Source organism: Clostridium sp. UBA6640, from assembly GCF_002455975.1.
In the GTDB taxonomy this organism is placed as follows: domain Bacteria; phylum Bacillota; class Clostridia; order Clostridiales; family Clostridiaceae; genus Clostridium_J.
Genome location: NZ_DKLM01000167.1, coordinates 68,150 through 87,546 on the forward strand (window position 1 = coordinate 68,150; position 19,397 = coordinate 87,546).

At 28.4% G+C, this 19,397-nt stretch carries 17 protein-coding genes, 1 riboswitch and 1 other annotated feature; of the genes, 5 read left to right on the top strand and 12 right to left on the bottom strand.

What is annotated here, in order from left to right; genetic code table 11:
• Window positions 1-92 precede the first annotated feature (92 nt).
• The 4 genes from B2W91_RS19355 to B2W91_RS19365 all read right to left on the bottom strand — a co-directional run bounded on the left by B2W91_RS19355 (window position 93) and on the right by B2W91_RS19365 (window position 4,722).
• Entirely contained in the window at window positions 93-1,880 is a 1,788-nt protein-coding gene (locus tag B2W91_RS19355; protein ID WP_291583901.1) for an ABC transporter ATP-binding protein, read from the bottom strand.
• 1 nt (window position 1,881) lies between these two features.
• Window positions 1,882-2,130: a hypothetical protein gene (locus B2W91_RS20955; protein ID WP_349680820.1), complete on the bottom strand. Its 249-nt coding sequence runs from the start codon at window positions 2,128-2,130 to the stop codon at window positions 1,882-1,884.
• A 29-nt stretch (window positions 2,131-2,159) separates the two neighbouring features.
• Complete coding sequence (locus B2W91_RS19360) at window positions 2,160-3,548, bottom strand: ABC transporter ATP-binding protein (RefSeq protein ID WP_422653281.1); 1,389 nt, start codon at window positions 3,546-3,548, stop codon at window positions 2,160-2,162.
• 619 nt (window positions 3,549-4,167) lie between these two features.
• Window positions 4,168-4,722 (bottom strand): histidine phosphatase family protein, encoded by a 555-nt coding sequence (locus B2W91_RS19365; protein WP_291583903.1) that lies wholly within the window; start codon window positions 4,720-4,722, stop codon window positions 4,168-4,170.
• A gap of 303 nt (window positions 4,723-5,025) precedes the next feature.
• Window positions 5,026-5,208: riboswitch (cobalamin riboswitch) on the top strand.
• A gap of 278 nt (window positions 5,209-5,486) precedes the next feature.
• Between B2W91_RS19365 and B2W91_RS19370 the strand changes: the two genes are divergently transcribed.
• The 3 genes from B2W91_RS19370 to B2W91_RS19380 are packed head-to-tail and all read left to right on the top strand — an operon-like array spanning window position 5,487 to window position 8,348.
• Window positions 5,487-6,494 (top strand): ABC transporter substrate-binding protein, encoded by a 1,008-nt coding sequence (locus B2W91_RS19370; protein WP_291583905.1) that lies wholly within the window; start codon window positions 5,487-5,489, stop codon window positions 6,492-6,494.
• 17 nt (window positions 6,495-6,511) lie between these two features.
• On the top strand, window positions 6,512-7,558 hold the full coding sequence (locus B2W91_RS19375; RefSeq protein WP_291583907.1) for a FecCD family ABC transporter permease: 1,047 nt from the start codon (window positions 6,512-6,514) through the stop codon (window positions 7,556-7,558).
• Between the two features lies 1 nt (window position 7,559).
• A complete protein-coding gene (locus B2W91_RS19380; RefSeq protein ID WP_291583909.1) occupies window positions 7,560-8,348 on the top strand; it encodes an ABC transporter ATP-binding protein in 789 nt (262 codons plus the stop codon).
• A gap of 93 nt (window positions 8,349-8,441) precedes the next feature.
• Here B2W91_RS19380 and B2W91_RS19385 read toward each other — a convergent pair whose 3' ends face one another.
• From B2W91_RS19385 to B2W91_RS19395, 3 genes are all read right to left on the bottom strand, one after another.
• The gene (locus tag B2W91_RS19385; RefSeq protein WP_291583911.1) at window positions 8,442-8,726 is read right to left on the bottom strand and encodes a DUF4491 family protein; all 285 of its coding nucleotides are present in this window, start codon (window positions 8,724-8,726) and stop codon (window positions 8,442-8,444) included.
• 189 nt (window positions 8,727-8,915) lie between these two features.
• Complete coding sequence (locus B2W91_RS19390; protein ID WP_291583913.1) at window positions 8,916-9,053, bottom strand: hypothetical protein; 138 nt, start codon at window positions 9,051-9,053, stop codon at window positions 8,916-8,918.
• A 101-nt stretch (window positions 9,054-9,154) separates the two neighbouring features.
• Window positions 9,155-10,759, bottom strand: a complete 1,605-nt coding sequence (locus B2W91_RS19395) for a DUF4830 domain-containing protein (protein WP_291583916.1) — start codon at window positions 10,757-10,759, stop codon at window positions 9,155-9,157.
• Between the two features lie 270 nt (window positions 10,760-11,029).
• Between B2W91_RS19395 and B2W91_RS19400 the strand changes: the two genes are divergently transcribed.
• Window positions 11,030-12,157, top strand: coding sequence for a DUF3298 and DUF4163 domain-containing protein (locus B2W91_RS19400; protein ID WP_291583919.1), 1,128 nt, complete (start codon window positions 11,030-11,032; stop codon window positions 12,155-12,157).
• A gap of 185 nt (window positions 12,158-12,342) precedes the next feature.
• Here B2W91_RS19400 and B2W91_RS19405 read toward each other — a convergent pair whose 3' ends face one another.
• The 4 genes from B2W91_RS19405 to metG all read right to left on the bottom strand — a co-directional run bounded on the left by B2W91_RS19405 (window position 12,343) and on the right by metG (window position 16,889).
• Window positions 12,343-12,789 (bottom strand): DUF134 domain-containing protein, encoded by a 447-nt coding sequence (locus B2W91_RS19405; protein ID WP_291583921.1) that lies wholly within the window; start codon window positions 12,787-12,789, stop codon window positions 12,343-12,345.
• Between the two features lie 81 nt (window positions 12,790-12,870).
• Entirely contained in the window at window positions 12,871-13,704 is an 834-nt protein-coding gene (locus tag B2W91_RS19410) for an Mrp/NBP35 family ATP-binding protein (protein WP_291583923.1), read from the bottom strand.
• Between the two features lie 169 nt (window positions 13,705-13,873).
• Window positions 13,874-15,121 (bottom strand): metal-dependent hydrolase family protein, encoded by a 1,248-nt coding sequence (locus tag B2W91_RS19415; protein WP_291583925.1) that lies wholly within the window; start codon window positions 15,119-15,121, stop codon window positions 13,874-13,876.
• A 139-nt stretch (window positions 15,122-15,260) separates the two neighbouring features.
• Complete coding sequence (gene metG / locus B2W91_RS19420) at window positions 15,261-16,889, bottom strand: methionine--tRNA ligase (protein WP_291583927.1); 1,629 nt, start codon at window positions 16,887-16,889, stop codon at window positions 15,261-15,263.
• A 95-nt stretch (window positions 16,890-16,984) separates the two neighbouring features.
• Window positions 16,985-17,267 (bottom strand) — a binding site (T-box leader).
• A gap of 240 nt (window positions 17,268-17,507) precedes the next feature.
• Between metG and B2W91_RS19425 the strand changes: the two genes are divergently transcribed.
• Entirely contained in the window at window positions 17,508-18,380 is an 873-nt protein-coding gene (locus B2W91_RS19425) for a 50S ribosomal protein L11 methyltransferase (RefSeq protein ID WP_291583929.1), read from the top strand.
• Window positions 18,381-19,103: 723 nt separating this feature from the next.
• Here the strand turns inward: B2W91_RS19425 and B2W91_RS19430 are convergent.
• Window positions 19,104-19,391 carry a metal-sensing transcriptional repressor gene (locus B2W91_RS19430; RefSeq protein WP_291583931.1) on the bottom strand — a complete coding sequence of 96 codons (288 nt, stop codon included), beginning with the start codon at window positions 19,389-19,391 and terminating at the stop codon, window positions 19,104-19,106.
• Window positions 19,392-19,397: the final 6 nt, after the last annotated feature.

Below are 19,397 nucleotides of genomic sequence, written 5' to 3' on the forward strand. Positions count from 1 at the left end.
TGCTTGTTATAATTACACCTTAGAGGAATGGCCCCATACCATTCCCCTAAGGTGAAAACAATTTATTGAAATCTATTTTTAATTATCTATTATTAAGCTCCTTCATTAAGGAATCTATACTGTGCCATATACAAGCCGTAATAGAAGCCTTTTTTAGCCATAAGCTCATCATGGGTTCCTGCTTCGATTATTTTTCCGTCATCTATTACCATAATTTTATTACAGTCTCTAATAGTTGATAATCTATGAGCTATTACAAAAGATGTCCTTCCTTTTAGAAGTTTATTAATACCCTTTTGTACTAATATTTCTGTAGCAGTATCTATATTAGATGTAGCTTCATCAAGAATTAAAATTCTTGGATTAGCAAGAAGAGCTCTAGCAAAGGAAATAAGCTGACGTTGGCCAACTGAAAGTCTTGAACCTCTTTCATTTACCTCTGTATCATATCCCTTTTCAAGCTTCATAATGAACTCATGAGCATTTACCGCTTTTGCAGCTGCTATAATCTCCTCATCAGTTGCATCTAACTTTCCATATCGTATATTTTCCTTTATAGTGTCAGAAAATAGGAAAGTATCTTGCAGCATTATTCCCATTTGACTTCTTAAAGAATAAAGGTTAACATCTTTAACATTTTTACCATCAATCAATACCTCTCCAAGATTGCAGTCATAAAATCTACTCACAAGACTAGTTATAGTTGTTTTTCCTGCTCCTGTAGGACCAACTAAAGCTATGTTCTCTCCTTGTTTTATTTTAAAACTTACATCTTTAAGGACAGGAGTTCCTTCTTCATACCCAAAGGTTACATTTTTAAACTCTACATTACCTTTAATTTTGGGCATAATTTCAGCACTTTCCAGATCTATAATATCTGGTTCAACATCCATTATGTCAAAAATTCTCTCTGCTGCTGCAAAATTTGTTATTAATGTATTGTAATAAGAAGCTAAGTTTATAATTGGTCTCCAAAACATATCAGAATAAGCTATAAAAGCAACAATTGTACCCATACTAATCTCTCCACTTTGGAAGAACTTGGTTCCATACCAAAATATAATAAGTGTACTAATACCCCAAGATATTTCAACTATTGGCCAGAAAAAGTCATTAAATATAATTGCCTTCATAAAGCCATCCAACATCTCTTTTAGTGAAGATTTAAATTTATCTGAGCTAGTTTTTTCATAAGTGAAGTCTTGAATAATTCTTACACCTGAGAAAGCTTCATGAGTATAACCATTCATATTAGAGCGCTTTTGTCTATAAATCTGCCACTTTTTTCTAGATATAGTTTCTATAGAGAACATAGTAAAACATAGTATTGGTAATACAATAATAGCTAATAATGCAAGTTTTACATTCATAGTAAACATAAGTCCAGCAACGCATACAACTGTTAAAAATTGTGGTATTACTGTAGTTACCCCACTAGAGAAAAGCTCTGCTAGTGAGTTAACATCACCAATAACTCTTGCAAGAATTTTTCCAACTGGTCTTTCGTCGAAGAAAGCAAAAGATAATTTCTGAATATGATTATATAATTCTTGTCTTATATTCAACAATATTTCATTGGTTATCTTAGACATTTCTATAATTGAAATTCTAGATGAAATCATACCAATAAAATTAATTATAATAACTGCTGAAGTTGCCATTATAAGACCTTTAGCATTTTTTGCTCCTATAAATTTATCAATAGATATTTTTAGTAGATATGGAGTTAATAATCCGCTAATCATAATTATTATCATTAGGAAAATTATAAAAAACACTTTAGCTCTAAATGGCTTTAAATATTTTATTAATCTTAAAAATATTTCACTATTTGATCTACTAGTTATCTTTTCATCTTGATTTATTGAGTTCTTAGCCATATTAACTCACCTCCTCATTTCTCTTTTCTGAGTTTATAAAATCTTTAAATTGTGTTCTATAAATTTCATAATATTTACCACCTTTTTCAAGTAGGCTTTCATGGGTTCCATACTCTACAATTTCACCTTCATCCATGTAGATAATTAAATCTGCATTTTTTACTGCTGAAATTCTATGAGCTACAATAAAAGTGGTAATTTTATTTTCGCTATGATAAAGGTTTTTTAGAAGATCATGTTCTGTTTCCATATCTAAAGCTGAGGTTGAATCGTCAAGAATTAATATTGAGCACTTTCTAATAAGNNTCTTTGTTTTTGTCCTCCAGATAATCCAAGTCCTCTTTCCCCTATTAAAGTTTCAATTCCTTCTTCTAGCTCATCTACAAATTCTTTTGCACAAGCAAGTTCTAGTGTCCTTTCTATTTCCTCTCTCGTAGCATTTTCTTTTCCATATCTAATATTATTTTCTATTGTATCTGAAAATAAGAAAGAGTCCTGTGGTACAATTGATATACTTTTTCTTAGAGAATATAACTCAACATCTTTAACATCATGACCATCAACCTTAACTGCGCCTTCCATCACATCATAATTTCTTAATAAAAGGCTTATTAATGATGATTTTCCTGAGCCAGTAGCCCCCATAATTGCTACCGTACTTCCAGCCTTAATATCTAAATTAATGTTTTTAAGAACTGGTTTTTCTTTATATTTAAAAGTAACATTCTCAAAAGATATATCTCCTTTAATATCTTCAAGTACTATGGAATTTTCAATATTCTTTACATCTGGTTCTATAGCAAGTATGGCATCTATCTTCTTTTGGGATGCCTTAGTTTGAGATAACATATTTGTAAGCCATCCAAGCATTCTCATTGGCCAAATTAAAAGCCATAGATAACCATTAAAAGCTACAAGTTCTCCTACAGTTAAAGTACCTTTAATAACCAATACTCCACCTACACCATTAACTAAGAGTACAGATAGATTTCCTAAAAACTCTTCTATAGGATAAAACTTCCCCCAAATTTTTGATTTTTGGACAGAAAGATCATAATTTTTATTATTAAACTTAAGAAATTTTAATATTTCATGCTTTTCTCTCGCAAAAGCTTTTACTAATTTTACCCCTGCAATATTTTCTTGAGCAGTAGTATTCAATACTGCTGTATGATCACTTATTTCTTCAAAGACTGAATCCAATTGCTTTTCAAGCTTTACAGTTATAAATGCTATAGCTGGCATAGTAATTAGTGCAATTACTGTTAAAAGCATATTCATTCTTAGTAAGATAACTGTAGATAAAACGAAGTAAACAATATTTTCTATAAATAATCTCATTCCAAAGCCCATAACTCCCCAAATATTATCTACATCTTCACCTACTCTAGACATAAGTTCACCAGTATTCATATTATCAAAATATGAAAAAGATAAACTTTGAATATGATCAAAAAGATTTTGTTTTAAATCTCCTGCAACTTTTCTTCCAAGATAATCAAACATAAATTCTTTTACATATCCAAATATAAATTTGGTAAATGCTATTGCTGCAATACCTTTAAGCAACATTCCTAATATTTCATAATTCCCATTTACAATTACATCATCAATAAATAGTTTTGTAATATAAGGAGTTACTAGGTCAACACCAATTATAATAATCATAGCTAATGTTCCAATTAGTGTTATTAGTTTATGGTTTTTCGTGTAGCTTAAAATTTTCTTCAACTTAAATCGCCCCCTTCAGCTACAAGTCAATTTAAAAAAATGTTTAAAACATTAAGATAAATTTAAAATTGTTTATTATTTAGAAATTTTTTTGGATAATTGTTCTAGAATGATTATCCAAATTTTACTTAATATAGAATCCCCAGAGATGAAAAAAAGCCGTACTTTCCCATCAATAAACAGGAAAATACAGCTATTAATGCATAAAAAAAGTCCTAGGAATACCCTAGGACTAAAATTTACACAAAAAGGCTATGATAAACCTATATCATGAGGTAGGGTATTAGTTAATACAATATTAAATTTAAATCCTATACTTATTAATCTGTTTAACATCTTACTACCTCCTTTTATAAATTAATCATATTTAGGTTTTACACCCATGAACTAATTATATCTAAAATTTTATATTTATGTCAATATGTTATTATGTTCATACTTATTAACTTTCAATTAACTTATTAACAAAAATTCCATATTATTGCTAAGCATTAATCATTTTTGCAGATAAATTTAATTTTAAGATAGTTTATCTGTAAATAGGTTGTTTATACATTTATTTGCAAATTACCTCTATAGCTAAGAGCTTTTTATCTTCAAAAATTAATTTATAAGCATCAGGCATCTTAAGTTCCTTCCAAAAATCAAAATCATAATTTTTGCAATAATAATTCATAATAAGTACCATGATATTACCATGAGTTCCAATAGCTATATTTTTTCCACTATAATTGTCTAATATATTATTTAATGAATTAACACCTCTTGCTTGTGCTTCTATATTACTTTCTCCACCTTCAAAAGAAAAACTTGGATTTGTCCACAGTTTTACTATAGCTTCCTCAAAATTATCCACAGGGTATTCACATAATTTTCTTTCTTTAAAGCCCTCCTCTATAATTATACTTTTATTTATCAAATTTGCTACAACTTCTACAGTTTCTATTGCTCTTTTATAAGGACTAGAAATTACTAAATCTATATTTTCTTTTACAAGGATTTCTGTAATTTTATTTCTGTCTATAACTCCTTTATGGGATAAGGGTCTATTTAACTCATCACCGCTATAATTAGAATGAGCATGTCTAACTAAATAAATATTTGTTTTCATTATTATTTTGCCACTAAAAATATATTTCTATGGATAATTTTCTTTTTACATACAATTTTATTTAGTGGATTCTCCTTTCTTGTTTTTATATCATCTTAAAGTAATTGTATCAAAATATTTACATTTATTCTTTATACTGTTATACTACTGTTACTCTCTTAATACAATATATTTAACTTATGTCTATTTCTTACAGCAAATAAATCATATGTTTTATAATAATTTAAATTTTCTGAAATATGCTTTTTGCAAAATTTTGTGCTATAATCCTGATGAAGTAATTGTAAATTTTTATTTAAAATTAAATATATTAACTATTTTGGTGAAGTATAAGTATTTCTTAAAAGGGAAAAGGGTGAAAATCCCTTACGGTCCAGCCACTGTATTGAGGAGTAAATTTTTGTTATGCCACTGCATTTTTTTGTGGGAAGGTAAAAATTTATGTTGAATCTAAGTCAGGAGACCTGCCAATATAGGTTTTAAAATCACTTACTAGGATAAGGTATTTTAAGTTTGCTAATTTAACTATATGGTATTGTCTTATTTTATTTATAGTTTAAATATTAAAAATAGATTTATTTTTTAGCATTGTATCTTTTAGTATCTTAATTCTTTAAGATACTTTTTTTTATTTTAAAAATTAATAAGAAATTTAATTTTACTAAATTTCTATTACTAGTTTCATAAAGTTAATAAACAAAATATTTTGTTTAAATATATAAATGATAAATTATAATTTTAAAAAATAATGGGGGAATTTCAAGATGAAAAAACAAAAAATTTATTCATTGATTTTAGCAGTTTCTTTAACTGCAGCTATGTTAGGGGGATGTGGTAATCCAAATGAAAATAATGCTTCAAGTTCTGTAGAGTCAACCTCTGATACTAAATCTTATGCTCAAGTTACAATTAATAATGACTTACCTTCAGGAAAGGCAGATGAAGTTTTCTCCGAAGCTCCTAAAAAAGTTGTAAGCTTAAGTGGCTTTACAACAGAGATGCTTCTTGCTTTAGGTTTAGAAAACTCTATAGCTGGATATTCCTTTCAAGATAATGAAGTCTTACCAGAATATAAGGATGCCCATTCCAAATTAAATGAGTTAGCTGAATTAACGCCTTCAAAAGAAACCTTACTTGGCGTAGAACCAGATTTTATAACTGGATGGATGTCCACTTTTACGGAAAATAACTTTAATGCTGAGTTCTGCAAAGAAAATGAAATAAAAATTTATGTTCCAAAATGTGAAAGTCCTAATGCGACAATAGAAACAGTTTATGAAGATTTTACTAATCTAGCAAATATATTTAATGTAAAAGAAAATGCTAATAATGTTATATCAAAAATGAAAAAAGAAATTGAAGATATCTCTTCTCACCTTCCTAAAGATAAGGAACCGGTTAGAGCTTTTATTTATGACTCTGGAGAAGATTCACCATTTACTGCTTGTAATGGTTTACCAGCAGATTTAATTAGACTTGCTGGTGGTGTTAATATATTTAAAGATGGTGAAAAACCTTGGGCTAATGTGACTTGGGAAGAGGTTGTAAATAGAAATCCTGAATATATAATTGTTATGCAATACAATGCTGCTGATAATGTAGAAGAAAAAATAAACTTTTTAAAAAATAATGCAGCTCTAAAAGATGTAGACGCAATAAAAAATAATAATATTTTTGTTTTAGGACTTTCTGATGTTACTGCAGGTGTAAGAAATTCTAATGCAATAAAAACTATGGCTGAAAAATTCCATTCGGAAGCTTTTAAGAATTAAAATGAGGAGTTATCGACATGAAAAAGAATAAACTTACATTTCCCTTTATATACATATCCTTAATTCTATTTTTAATAGTTTCTATAATGATTGCTATTAATGTTGGATCTGTAAATATAAGTGGTACTGAATTATGTAAAATAATAATTAACAACATATCAAACAAAGAGTTTTTTCCAAAAACTTGGTCCAACTCTGTAGAAAATATAGTATGGCAATTAAGACTTCCTAGAGTACTTCTTGCCGCAATTGTTGGTGCTGGTCTATCTTTATCTGGTGTATTGATGCAAGCATTAACAAAAAATGTTCTAGCTGACCCTTATATACTTGGAATATCTTCTGGTGCTTCAACCGGAGCTGTACTAACTATTTTACTAGGTGGCACACTATCATTCCCTATCCTATCTGTACATTTAGGTGCTTTTATTGGAGCATTACTTTCTTCAATAATTGTCTTTGTTATTTCAAGTAGACAGGGAAAGTTTTCTTCTTCTGGATTGGTCTTAACAGGAGTAGCAGTAGCATCTGTATTTTCAGCTATAACGAACTTTGTTATGTTTAAAGCCAAAGATGTTAGAAAACTTTACTCTGTAATGTTTTGGATGACTGGCTCACTTGCTGGCGCTAAATGGGGTGACTTACTTTTAGCTTTTTTAGTTTTAGTAGTTTCTTCTATAATAGCGTTAGTAATTCATAAAACATTAGATGCAATTTTACTTGGTGAAGACGCGGCTATAACTTTAGGTGTTAACATTAAGCTTTTGAAAAAAATAATAATAGCAACAAGTACACTATTAACTGGAATTATGGTATCTCTAAGTGGAATAATAGGCTTCGTTGGTCTTGTAATTCCCCATATTTCAAGAACTATTGCTGGTTCTGTGCATAAAAAGCTTATTCCACTAACTATTCTTTTAGGGTCTTTATTCTTAATATGGTCTGACATACTTGCAAGAATAATTGGTTCTCCTGAAGAACTTCCTATAGGTGTTGTTACAGCCTTTATTGGTGCGCCATTTTTCTTACTTCTATTAAAAAAGAGTAAATATTCTTTTGGAGGTTAACATGATCAAATTAAGCGTAAAAGATTTGCAATATAAGCATATATTAAAAAATATAAATTTAGAAATAAATAAAGGTGATTTTGTTGGAATTATAGGACCAAATGGTAGTGGAAAATCAACCTTACTCAAAAATATATATAGAGTTTTTGCTCCAGATAAAGGTGAGGTTTTCTTAAACAATATAAACTTAAAAAAATTATCTAATAAAGAAATTGCTAAAAATATGTCAGTAGTAGCTCAAGAAAATAGACCTGAATTTGACTTTAAAGTGATAGACATGGTGTTAATAGGGCGTTTTGCACATAAAAGTTTATTCGAGGATAGCAACTCTAATGACATAGAACTTGCTGAGAATTGTTTGAAAAAAGTTGGAATGCTCGGGTTTAAAGATAGAAATTTTTTAAACTTATCTGGTGGAGAAAAACAGAGAGTTTTAATTGCAAGGGCATTAGCTCAAGAAAGTGATTTTATGATTCTCGATGAACCAACTAATCACCTCGATATTGGGTATCAACTACAAATAATGGACATAGTAAAATCCCAAAATTTAACAGTGTTTTCAGCAATTCACGATTTAAATATTGCTTGTTATTATTGCGATAAAGTGATTATAATGAAAAATGGGACAATACTAGATTTTGGTAAACCAGAAGATGTTTTAAATGAGAATATTATATATGAGCTTTTCGGTCTTAATTGTCAAATTGAGAGAAATAAACTAACGAATAAACTAAATATAATATACATCCCAAAATCCTTTAATAATAATTTAAAAACTCCTGCGATTTAATGTAATTATTTTTTATTTACATATTATCTTAGGTATTTGAAAAATAACTAGCCAGTACGCTAGTTATTTTTTTAATTATATATTATATAAAAATTATTTACGTCTAGGGTTTTTAGGAAACCATCCTTTTTCTACCCGTTGCTCTTGTTCTATTAGCTCATGTATGCTCCACAGACAAGAAAAACCTGTAACTCCTAGTAAAGCTGATAATAATTGACCTTTAATGTTTAAGGATAAAATTATAAATATAATACCTAACAATAAAAATATTGGCCATATTTTCTTGCTAAAATAATATTCCCCTTTAATTACTATCGGATGAAAAATACCTATAATTAAAAATGAAAATACTCCTATAATAACTCCTTGAAAATCCAAAAATATCCCCCTCCTTAAAAAAACTATTATAATTAGCTCCCTTAGTTAATTATAACAGTTTATATCAATAGATTATAAATATAACTATAGTTTTAAATATAACTTATATATCTCATAATTCTCTTTTATAACATACTAAACCCCTGAGCATATGATTTTCTCAGGGGTTTAGTATCAAACTAGAAATTACTATTTATTTTTTCTTGCTTTATTGCGTCTTTCAGAAATTTGAGACATATCTTCTGAAAACTCTTGCTTAAATTTATTTAATTCCTTTTTTGTAGATGAATTTAATGTTACACGTTTTGCTTCAGGTACATTTTTCATAAAATAATCCTCCTCTAAAATATAAATTAGCTACAGGATTATTTTGCCCAAATCTATAATTTAAACTCAAGAAATTAATAGCATTCATGAAATTTTATTTTTTAATTATCTTTTCCTTTATAATAAATATCTTCGAAATTTATACTTCCATTAATTATAGAATAAGGTACATTATTAATTATCAATATATTTTGCTCACATCTTTTTATATCAATTAAATTACTTCTTGTGCTATTCATTAATTTTACATGATAATAAACAGCCAAAGTATCTTTGTCTATATCTTCATTTGATTTTAAAGAACATTTATTAAGCTCTTTTAAAAACTTATTAACTTCATTTTTATCATCAATAGTCTTATATTTTTTATTATTTTTTGAAATTCTTATAATATCTAAATCTTCCATATTCCCTACGTTTAAATCTTTAAATGTATAATGTTCTCTTACCTCTTTAGTATAAGCTTTTAGAATTGATAAATCATCAGCATTTTCTCTATCTTCTTGCCATATTCCAATAATATTATCCTCATATAAGAAAAAATAAATATACTTAATGTCTTTTTCATTGTTTTTTACTTTATAAGTAAATAACTTTACATCTTCACCCATATATTTAGAAAAATCATACCCATTTTTCTTAGATAATTCATTTTTATCCTTTAGAAAGCTTCCTATATTATAGTTATTATAAATATAATTAAAATTCTCTGGAAGCTTTAAATAATAAACCTGATCATTATCATCTATAATTTTATAACCTAAATTATCTATATGTTCTTTTACTATTTTTTCGAGTTTATAATGATTTTCAAAAGGTAAAACTTCATTAGGTGCATTTAAAATTTTATTTATAATTTCCTTACTTAAATCAACTTTATATTGATATTTGATATTTCTATTTGAAGATGTAACAACTATAGTAGAAAACTTATCATCATAAAGTCTAATAGAATCTATATACCCTTCTTCTAAACTTTTATGTTTTTCATCAGCGCCATAATCCATGTTCACTCTATTTATTGTGGTTTTTTCCTCAAGTATCTTTAAATCACTTATTCCCTTATAATTTCCTATATACTGAATATTAGATGGATTCATCTCACTGAATAGATCTTCAATAATTTTTTTATCAATTATTAATGTTCTATCATAAGTTTCTTCATTAATAACAGCTATATGCCTAGGAATTTTAAATTCACTTACTTTTATATCTTGCTTTTCATAGCTTAAAAAGTGTGCATATTTAGCATAAATAAAATATCCTAAAACAAAAAGTAAAATAAAAATAAAAATTATAGAACTTTTCCTTATAGATTCATGAGTAATTTTTTCTTCTAAATAAACCAATAAAGTTAATGATACAATACCTAATATATAAAATATATCAAGATAAATCCCTACTTCTAAAGAAGATGAGATAACTACCTTATAGAAAGAAAAGCATAAAATAATACAAAATATGGCTTCAATTATTATAATGGGAATAATATTATAAGTTTTTATATCATCTCTATATATTCTATATAGTACTATTGGATAAATTATTAGTAGAAAAACAATAAGAAATATTTTAACAGAAACTAAAAATTTAGACGCATTATTTTGAAAGATAAACTTATTTCCAATTCCAATAAGACCTATAATGGAAGATACTACACATAATATAATGTTCTTAAATTTATCCTTTTTTTCGTAATTCTCCATAATTCCTCCTAATAGATTTATTATAAATCTTAAATCACTTAATAGTTTTTGAAAACTTATAACTAAATTATAATAAAGTTATACTTTATAAATTATTCTATATTTTATAATAAAAACCTTTATTTTCAACATTATGTCTACATAATTCAGCATAATATATAAAATTTCTTATATTGATTATTATTATAGTAGTAATTAATAATTTGGTAACTTTTTCAAGTTAATCACATATTATATTATGGTAATACTAATAGGGAGCGTTATTATAGTATGTTTATTCATCATCCATACGACAATGACTTTAGGTCATCTAAGGAAGATTTCGATTTTATCCCCTTTACTCCTAATAGAGAGCGTCAAATGACGCCTCCACCAACTGGTAGGCCACCAACAGCTCCACCAGCTGGCAGACCACCAACGGCTCCACCAGGTAGACCACCAGTGACTCCACCTGGTAGACCGCCAGTGACTCCACCTGGTAGACCACCAGTGGCTCCACCTAGACCTGGAGGACAATTGGGTGCACCTATTGGTCCACCTCCAAATTTCATACCACAACAAGCCGTTGGTATACAACCTCTTGTGTCTGAAACTTCTATACGTCCATGTAGATTTCAATTTGTATATATATGGCCTACATTCGGCAGCCCTTTCTGGGCATGGTTAATCCACGTAGATAGAAGAAGTATAGCAGGCTTTAGATGGAATGGACGAAGATGGGTCTATTTTGGAATGGACTTAAGAAGAATTGCGATGTTCGAATGTTTTGGAACAAGTCTCCATAGGGAAGCGATGGATCTTTCATCTAACATTAAAAATGTCAGTATAGCACCTAGAATTTTCACAGTAGATTACCCAATTATTGAAGGATTGCAAAATGAAAACGTTCAATCCAACATAAATGGATCAATTGTTGAGAGACTTAATTCTATGTTTAATAGCGCTGTTTTTCTTCCTCAGCAAACTAATTTTAATGAAATTGTTAGTTCTTATATTCTTTCTCTTCAAAGAAGTGGATTGATAAGCATTCTCTTCTATTTGTATACTAATACTATGGAAGAAAGCGAAAATACAATTTATAGTTCCTTAGTTATAGATGCTAACACCGGACAAGAATATGACTTTGAAGATTTATTTAATCCTAGCTCAAACTTTAGAGAAAGGCTAAGCCAGCTTGCTATTCAAAGAGCTAGAGCAGAAAATATTCCATTCACTGCGGAATTTAAGGGAATTACTGATAATCAACAATTCTATTTAACACCAGATGCATTAGTGTTATTTTATCAACCTGGCGAATTTACACCTGCTTCTTATGGACTGTTTGAAATTTCAATACCTTATAGTGATATTAGAGATCTGTTCTCTCAAGCAAATCCTATAAGTAGAATGACCAGATAAAAGAAAGCCGTGACATAAGTCACGGCTTTTTCAATACACAGTAAAAAACTTTTATATTAATATAGGTATAAGTTATTTCCCAAGAAATGATTTTTTACTTTCTTATTTGTGAAATTTCAACAAAATTTCTATTTATAAATAAATAGAAATTTTGCTTTTTAAGGTTATAAAATTATCTTATATGTTTATAACCTACTACATTTTATATCACATAGACTTCTCTTTCTACATACTATTCTTTCCGAACTGCAAATTACACAACTTCCTTTTACTTTTTCAAAGGCCAGCTCATATTCGCTGTGGCAAGAAATACATTTAAATTTACATATACATTTTGTATAGTGTCCACCTTCTATGGAAAGTGCATATCCATTAATAAGTGCTAATGCAACTTTTTTTCTCGCCTCATCAATTATATTTTGAAAAGTTTGTCTTGATACTTCCATCTTTTTCGCAGATTCTTCCTGAGAAAGACCTTCTATATCTTTTAACCTCATAGCTTCAACTTCTTCAAATTTTAGCTTAACTTCCTCTACTCTATCATTAATCTTATAATCTCTTTTAGAGTAAGGTATAAAATAGGTATTTTTAGGCACAAATTGAACTTTTCTCAATTTTATTGGTCTTGCCATTAAAGTTCTCCTTAATTAATTTTTATAAGACATATGAAAGAAAATAACTTGTTAAAAGGCTAAATTTTAATTTAATAATAATTAAATCTTATTGTTTACATAATCTGTAATTTTATTAGATATTAAAACCATAGTCTCTTCAATATTTTCATTATATTTTTCTACCTTCTCACTTGATAGCTGTGCTATCTCTCTGCACATAGGAAGCTCTCCTAGTAATGTTGTGTTCATTCTGCTAATATATTCATCAAGATTCTCATTTTCAAAAATTCTAATCTTTGTATCGCAGTCTGGACATAGTAGATAGCTCATATTTTCAATAATGCCTATAACAGGAATATTCAAACTTCTAGCCATATTTAAAGATTTAGCGACAATCATAGATACCATATCCTGTGGTGTAGATACTATAACAACTCCACTAATAGGAACTGATTGCATAACAGTTAGTGGCACATCTCCTGTTCCCGGTGGCATATCTATTATAAGAAAATCTAACTCTCCCCAATAAACATCTGTCCAAAACTGTTTAACAGTAGCAGATATAACTGGGCCTCTTAATATAGCTGGTTGCTCCTCATTATCCATTAGAAGGTTAACAGACATAACTGATATTCCTTCTTCAGATTTTGGTGGTATTATTCCAGCCTCATTTCCAAAAAGCTTTTCATGTTTTATTTTTAAAAGCCTTGGAATACTTGGACCTGTTATGTCAGCATCTAGTATTCCTACTTTATACCCTTTTTTATTTAAAGTTTTAGCAATCATGGTAGACATAGTAGATTTTCCAACTCCACCTTTTCCACTCATAACTGCAATTATATTTTTAATCTTATTATGTGGATTGTTTTCAATAGTGCAAGTTGATTGAGAAGTACAACTAGATTTACTAGAACAGCTATCACATTTTGACATTTAAATCACCTCGTTAGTTATTAGCATATGCTAATAACATTGTAACTATATTTATTTTTGTTGTCAAAAATTTATTAGCTTTTTAAATTAGAAAGTGGATATCTTTAGTTGTATTTATTAAACTAAAAATATCCACTTTCTCTTAATTTATTATTTTATGTTTTCTATATTATTTTTCCTTTACAAATTCCCCTTCTTTCATGATTATGCTCATGTTTTCTAAGGCTATATTTCTGACATTCTCTAATGGGTTTTTGCTAAGTACAACTATGTCTGCTGCTTTTCCTTCTTCTAAAGTACCTGTTATATTATCTATTTTTAATACTTCAGCACCAGCTTTTGTTGCTGCAACTATAGTTTCCATTGGTGAAAGACCTGCATCATGTACTGCATATATTTCTTTTAAACTATACGCTCCGTAAGGAGTAAGCTTACTACAGAAAGAGTCTGAACCTACAGCTATACGTATTCCTGCATCTTTAGCTGCCTTAAAGTTTGCAATAGTACGATTTAATTCTTTCTCTGCCATAGTCTCACCAGGGAATTCATCTAAAATTGGTCTGTATGGTGGTTCATATTCCGTAAACCATTCATAGAAGAATTTCATAGTAGGAACTAAGCTTATATCTTTTTCTTTCATAATTTTTAAGCACTCATCATTAAGCTCCTGTCCATGTTCTATACTATGCACTCCTGCTTTTATACAATCTATTGCACCTTCTAATGATTCACAGTGAGCTCTTACAGGTAATCCTACATAATTTGCTTCTTCAACTACTACAGCTATTTCTTCAAAACTATAATGTTGATGAGTTTTACTATCTAATCTCCAAACTCCGCCACCTGTTGCCCATATCTTTAACATATCTGGACCAGTTCTTAAAACTTCACGAACTGCTTTTCTTAATTCTTCTTTTCCATCAGCACATACCGCCCAAGGATGTGATTCCTTAACATAATCTAATGGTAATGTGTGAGTATCACCATGTCCACAAGTTCTTGAAAATCCTAATCCACAAGTTACTATTCTAGGTCCTTTTACAATTCCTTTATTTATCATATCTCTTAAATAAGTTCCATTACGAGATATATCTCCTGTAGTTGTAAATCCATGATTTAAGCATGCCTCTCCCTGTGCTACTGCAACTATAGCCTTTTGAAGAACTGGTTCTAAAACCCAATCTAAGTCTGATGGGCTTAATGCTCCTCCAAAATGCACATGAGTATCTATAAGTCCAGGCATAATAACCTTTCCACTTATATCAATAGTTTCATACTCTGAAGAAATTTTTCCGTTGTTTTCTCCAGCATATTGAACCTTTCCTTCTTTTACTAAAACCAAAGATTTTTCTATTGGTTCCTTACCAGTACCATCAATTAAAAGTCCGCCTACAAAGGCAATATTTTTTAAAGCCATAATAACCCTCCTAAAAATTTTAAACCTTTGTAAAATTTCGACAATGATTCGCTAAATCCTTTTAATTTATGGTAATCCCCCTATTTAATTAACATATAGATGGTTTATTAATAATAATTTTTAAATGTTGTAAATAAAACTAAATAATATTTTTACCTAGCTTTCTTACTTCTTCTTCAATTTTACTTTTATCTATTCTTTCAAACAATATCCTTACCTCTCCTAATTCTATGCCTTCTTTTACCTCTATATAATGCCACTTTACATCTTTAATAAATAACCAATTTCTTATCTCCTTTGAAGAGAAAGGTGTAAATGGTTCTAACAAATTTGATAAATTTCCTATAACTTGAACACAATTATAAATAGTATTTATACATTTTTCTCTATCTTCTTTTATAGTTATCCATGGCCTTTCTTCATCAAAATACTTGTTTATACTTCTAATAAATATAAATATTTCTTCTAATGCTTCTTTAAGCTCTCCATTCTCTATCTTACTTCCTGCTGACTTATATAACTTGAATGTATTATTTTTTATAGTTTCATCTATAGTTCCCTTTGGAATAATATTATCAAAATATTTTTGTATAAATATTAAAGTTCTATTTACTAAATTGCCATAAGCACCTAGTAGCTCTCCATTATTACTATTTATAAACTCCCTCCAAGAAAAATCTGTATCACGTTTTTCTGGTCCATTCGCTGTTAAAAAATATCTAATAGAATCAGCATTATAATTTTCTATTAGATATGGAACCCAAACTGCCCAATTATTACTTGTAGATAACTTTTTCCCTTCTATGGTCAAATACTCACTGGAAATAATTTTGCTAGGTAGCTTATATATTCCTACTCCACTTAATAAAGCTGGAAGTATAATTGTATGAAATGGAATATTGTCTTTTCCATGGATATAATAAGAAATTGTATCTTCTCTCCAGAACTTTTCCCAATCATCATTATTATCTCTTGCCCATTTTTTACTTGTAGTTAAATATCCTAAAACTGCATCTATCCATACATATATTTTTTTATCCTCAAATCCACTAATAGGAATATCAATTCCCCATGGTAAATCCCTTGAAACTGCTCTATCTAAAAGTCCTTCTCTTAAATACCTCTCTGTCATATTTATTGCATTTGTTCTCCAACCTTTAGAAGTTTTTAAATATGTTTCAATAGTATTTTGAAATCTTGAAAGAGCAAAAAATAATTGTTCTGTTTCTTTAACTATCGGTACATTTCCACAATTCTTACAATGTCTATCACTTAAATCTAATGGATCAAGTAATGTAGAACAACTATCACATTGATCTCCTCTTGCTATATTTCCACATTGTGGGCAAATTCCTTCTATAAATCTATCCGGTAAAAGCTGCTGGCATTTATTACAATAAAGCTGTTCTTCTTGTTTTATATAAATATATCCATTATCATATAAATCTTTAAATATATTTTGAACCTCTCTTTTATGAAATTCATCATCTGTTCTAGAATATAAATCATAGGTGAATCCTAATTTTTCAAAGCAATATCTAAATTCTTCATGATATCTATTTGTTATTTCCCTTGGTGAAACTTTTTCATTTTTTGCTCTAATAGAAATAGGGGTTCCATGACAATCGCTACCAGAAACATATAAAACCTCTTCTCCTTTGGCTCTATAGTATCTTGCTATAATATCTCCAGGTAATAATGCTGCTAAATGTCCTAAATGTAGTGATCCATTAGCATAAGGCCATGCTCCTCCAATAAAAATACTCATATTATCTCCTCCCTTAATTTAACTTAAATTTCTTAATTCCAACTATTATTTTTTTAAAAATAATATAAAAAAACTCCCGTTCCTAAGACTATAGTCTTAGGGACGAGAGTAAATACTTCGTGTTACCACCCTAGTTTATTTATATGTCACCATATAAATCTCTTCAAGTACGACACAAAACCAACTTAGTAGGTATTCGTGTTTATACTCTAAGCACTATAACGGGTGCAGATTTTACCGCTGTAGTCTAAATTCATAGGAATCTCGGTACAGAAGCTCCAAGGCCATGTTCAGTTTACTATTCACTACTTCTTCTCACCAATTAGAAGTTCTCTGTAAAAGAAATTATAAACTTACTCTTCTCTTCAACACTTTAAATATAAATTTTAAAACATTATTGCATTTATTATACTTAATGTCAATAGTATTTTCAGTTATTTAAAGTTTTATCCTAACTTCTGAACTTTATATGAAATTAATTTTATGATATAATTTTAATCTTGTAGATTAATCTAATTACATTAAATAACTTAATTATAATGTATAACTTAAATTGTAGTTAAGAAACTAAGAAATAATGTCAATACTAAAGATAAATAAATAAGGAGGAACACTTTTATGTATAAACTTACTTTTGATTACCCTCTTTCAAAAGCTGAAGAAGCAGCAGAAAAATTATATATTGTAGATATATACAATGTATTTTATGAAACTCCAATAACTATAACCACTACGGATTACGGGTATGGATATTATGAAAATAACGATGAAAAAATAAATTTCAATATCGTTGTAGAAAGCGAAAATTACGTTGAGGCAAAAAAACAAAAAAATATAGTAGAAAGTACTCTTAATTTATCCAATGTATCTATAACTGAAATTAAAAATGTGGAGTTTAATGAAAATATTGAGCCAATAGATTTAAATAATGGATGGATAATTGCATCTCCAGATTATACCGTAGAAGGAAAAAATAAAATAAATTTTATTCCACAAGGAGCTTTTGGTACAGGGCTTCATGAGACAACTCAAGACTGTCTTCGTTTTATATTAGAAGAAGATTTTACAAATAAGACTGTCTTAGATATTGGTACAGGTTCTGGCATATTATCAATAGCTTCAGCTATTAAAAATGCTAAGAAAGTAACCGCCATAGATATAAGAGATGTAAAAGAAGAAATAGCTCTAAATGCTTCCTTAAACTCATTAGGAAACATAGATGTTTTAGTGGGTAATGCTTTAGATGGTGAAATCACTCTTATAGATAGTTATGATTACATATTTATCAATATTGGTGGAGAAGAAACCCAAATGTTTATAGAATTTATAGATCGTCATATGAAAAAAGGTGGGAAACTATTGATATCTGGTCTTGTAGAGTGGACCTTTGACCTTGTTATAAGTGAAGTAAATAAATATGGTTATACACTTGTTGATAAAAAGCAAACAAATGAATGGTGTACTTCAATATCGATTAAGAATTCCATTTAAATGTATAATAGTTATTAAAAGTTAGAATTAAAAAATCACCCAATAAAATTAGGTGATTTTTTGATTCTAATTTTTTAAATCAATGTTTTAAAAAATTACCTTTATAAACAACAAATATACATGTAATTATTGATAATAGTAAGCCTATACCTCTACTTACTCTTAGATTTACTGGAAAACTATATGTCAAAGTAAATATAAGTAACCATATTAAAATAATAGTGAATATTATTAAAATGATTAATAAGTACATTAATTTATTTTTATCTCGTGGTTCATTTTTAAGATAAAAGTATATTATTATAAAAATTAGTATTGAATATAAAGATGCAAGAATACAATCAAAATTAAATATAGAAATATTTATTGCTGGATACCCACTTGCAAGTTCTTTGTACAGCAAAAACTCAATTAATTTTAAAATAAAAATAAAAATATACACTCCCAACGCCTCCTTTTATATACATTGTTTTAACTTTATTACTTATTAAGGCTAAATATTGGAGAGATATTCTTATCAGCTCATAGTAATCCTAGATATAATTATGCACATGCTAACTTTTTGGGATCATACTCTACATCAAGATTTATACACAAATCATATAAACAATATAACCTAAAATTATTTTATAAATATAATTATAAAAGTACCTTACATTTATTCTTAAATAATACGGCATTTTACTAATGATTATTAATATTATTATTCTATATACATTATATTTACTTCATAAATTTATCTATTGCATCCTTTAAATCTTCAAGAACTTTCTTATCACCAGTTTCCACTGCATCAACAACACAGTTCTCAATATGATCTTGTAAAATTATCTTACCAATATTATTTATTGCGGATTTCACAGCAGACACCTGTATTAGAACTTCACTGCAATCTCTGCCTTCCTCAACCATTCTTTTTACAGATTCTAAATGTCCAATTGCTCTTGAAAGTCTATTAACTACAGCTTTAGTATTTGTATGTGTATGTTTATGCAAATGCTTATCACTCATATAATT

Excerpts from the sequence above, each read along its gene's own strand:
- B2W91_RS19355 (WP_291583901.1), bottom strand. The coding sequence starts at position 1,880 with ATGGCTAAGAACTCAATAAATCAAGATGAAAAGATAACTAGTAGATCA.
- B2W91_RS20955 (WP_349680820.1), bottom strand. The coding sequence starts at position 2,130 with ATGGAAACAGAACATGATCTTCTAAAAAACCTTTATCATAGCGAAAAT.
- B2W91_RS19365 (WP_291583903.1), bottom strand. The coding sequence starts at position 4,722 with ATGAAAACAAATATTTATTTAGTTAGACATGCTCATTCTAATTATAGC.
- B2W91_RS19370 (WP_291583905.1), top strand. The coding sequence starts at position 5,487 with ATGAAAAAACAAAAAATTTATTCATTGATTTTAGCAGTTTCTTTAACT.
- B2W91_RS19375 (WP_291583907.1), top strand. The coding sequence starts at position 6,512 with ATGAAAAAGAATAAACTTACATTTCCCTTTATATACATATCCTTAATT.
- B2W91_RS19380 (WP_291583909.1), top strand. The coding sequence starts at position 7,560 with ATGATCAAATTAAGCGTAAAAGATTTGCAATATAAGCATATATTAAAA.
- B2W91_RS19390 (WP_291583913.1), bottom strand. The coding sequence starts at position 9,053 with ATGAAAAATGTACCTGAAGCAAAACGTGTAACATTAAATTCATCTACA.
- B2W91_RS19395 (WP_291583916.1), bottom strand. The coding sequence starts at position 10,759 with ATGGAGAATTACGAAAAAAAGGATAAATTTAAGAACATTATATTATGT.
- B2W91_RS19400 (WP_291583919.1), top strand. The coding sequence starts at position 11,030 with ATGTTTATTCATCATCCATACGACAATGACTTTAGGTCATCTAAGGAA.
- B2W91_RS19405 (WP_291583921.1), bottom strand. The coding sequence starts at position 12,789 with ATGGCAAGACCAATAAAATTGAGAAAAGTTCAATTTGTGCCTAAAAAT.
- B2W91_RS19410 (WP_291583923.1), bottom strand. The coding sequence starts at position 13,704 with ATGTCAAAATGTGATAGCTGTTCTAGTAAATCTAGTTGTACTTCTCAA.
- B2W91_RS19415 (WP_291583925.1), bottom strand. The coding sequence starts at position 15,121 with ATGGCTTTAAAAAATATTGCCTTTGTAGGCGGACTTTTAATTGATGGT.
- metG (WP_291583927.1), bottom strand. The coding sequence starts at position 16,889 with ATGAGTATTTTTATTGGAGGAGCATGGCCTTATGCTAATGGATCACTA.
- B2W91_RS19425 (WP_291583929.1), top strand. The coding sequence starts at position 17,508 with ATGTATAAACTTACTTTTGATTACCCTCTTTCAAAAGCTGAAGAAGCA.
- B2W91_RS19430 (WP_291583931.1), bottom strand. The coding sequence starts at position 19,391 with ATGAGTGATAAGCATTTGCATAAACATACACATACAAATACTAAAGCT.